At 64.8% G+C, this 1,671-nt stretch carries 1 protein-coding gene; it reads right to left on the bottom strand.

Going from position 1 to position 1,671, the window contains the following annotated elements:
- Positions 1-142 precede the first annotated feature (142 nt).
- Positions 143-1,567 carry an ISNCY family transposase gene (locus tag C7402_RS46075; protein WP_112178363.1) on the bottom strand — a complete coding sequence of 475 codons (1,425 nt, stop codon included), beginning with the start codon at positions 1,565-1,567 and terminating at the stop codon, positions 143-145.
- Between the last annotated feature and the right edge of the window lie 104 nt (positions 1,568-1,671).

Raw genomic sequence — 1,671 nt, 5'->3', positions numbered from 1 at the left:
TGTCATGGCCAGATAGAGATGTCTGGTCTCCGGCTCAATAGAAATGTCCGGTTTTAGTGAGGTTTGCTTCTGTCTTTCCCGGGTTTGATCTCCATTCCGTTTTGAAGGATAGCGTCTGGAGCAGCAGGACGCTGGTGCACATTCAGCGAGCCCTCGAAGACCGCCGGCCAGGTTTTGAATCTGGCTTTGCGTCCTGCGCCAGCTTCACGATCACCGCTTCCATGTCCGCCTGCGTGAACTCGCGCGTCTTCTTCGTGCCCGGCACCCGCTCGGCCTGGCGCACCTCGATGCCGCGGTTCGTGCGCGAGGGCGAGCCTGACGCGCGCCGGTCGTCACGCTGCGCCTGCAACGCCTGCGCCACCTCCAGCGCGTGCGCCAGACGCTTGTGCTCGACCACCGCCCCCTGGTCCACCTCGGTGAGCCGGTCATACTCGCGGTACGGCAGTATCCGCGCATCGGCCCGCAACTCGATGCGTCCGTCCGGGTACTCCCAGACCTCGATGTAGCGATGCACCAGCTTCCGGTTCTGTGGCGTATCGTCGAGCAGGTACATCACGCGGTCGTACTGCACCGTGAGTGACTTCGTCACGCGCCGCGTCTCGCGCCAGGTGAGCAGGGCGTCCAGATCCTCGTCCTCACGCAACGGCCGGTGCGCGTTGAACGTGCTCCTGGGCGGCTTCGCAAAGCGCACGTTGTAGGCAGCCACGAAGGCAGGCGCATACGCATTCGCGTCCGCCGCCGTGCTGATGCCGCGCAGGCGCAGCTCCTTCACCAGGCGGTCCTGCAGCGTCAGGTGGGCACGCTCCACACGGCCCTTGGCCGAGCTGCTATTGGCGCAGAACGTCTCGATGTTCAGTTCGTACATCGCGCGCCCGAAGTGCGTCACGCTGCGTCCGGTCTCGTGGGCCCTGACACTGCGGAATACGCTTGCCTTGTCGCTGTACAGCGCCACCGGCTTACCATGACGCTCCAGGTATGCACGCGTCGCCTCGAAGTAGCTGAAGGTCGATTCGGTCTGCGTGAAGTGCAGGTGCATCAGGCGACTTGTCGCGTCGTCCACATACACCAGCAGCGTGCAGGCCGGTGCGCGCTCCTCAAACCAGCGGTGATCGCTGCCGTCGATCTGGACGAGTTCACCCAGGCACGCGCGCCGGGCCCGTGGCTGATAGACCTTCGGCGGACGCTGCGCGCGCGGAATCCACAGGCCCGCATCGCGCATCCATCGACGTACGGTCTCCTTTGCCAGCCAGATGCCGTGGCATTCAGCGAGCTTCTCGCACGCCAGCGTTGGCCCGAAATCGGCGTAGCGTTCGCGCACCAGCGCCATGGCCCGGGCCCGCAGGTCGACTGGCAGTTCCCGGTTGCTCGGCTGCCCACGCCGGCACGACACGAGGCCTGCCGGGCCTGCGGCCTCATAGCGCCGGCACAGCCGGCTGATCTGCCGCTCGCTGAGCCGCAGCCGCTCAGCCGCCTGAAAACACCGCAGGCGGCCTTCAACGACCGCCTCGATGACCTTGACCCGCTCGAGTTCGCGCATGCTTGCCGTGATCAGCTCACGTCCGTTCATGGTTCGCCCCTGGTCGACGCCTCACGCGAGCGTGCGCGTCAACTAGGGCAGAAATCGGACATTTCTAATGAGCCAGAACCGGACATTTCAAAAAAGCCATAACA

It is taken from the genome of Paraburkholderia unamae (genome assembly GCF_003096875.1).
In the GTDB taxonomy this organism is placed as follows: Bacteria; Pseudomonadota; Gammaproteobacteria; order Burkholderiales; family Burkholderiaceae; genus Paraburkholderia; species Paraburkholderia unamae.
The sequence above is the reverse complement of the archived record's forward strand: the minus strand, read 5'-3'. Positions and strand labels throughout refer to the sequence as shown.

What these genes read in the sequence shown, in the direction of transcription:
- C7402_RS46075 (WP_112178363.1), bottom strand. Translation starts at nt 1,567, where the DNA reads ATGAACGGACGTGAGCTGATCACGGCAAGCATGCGCGAACTCGAGCGG.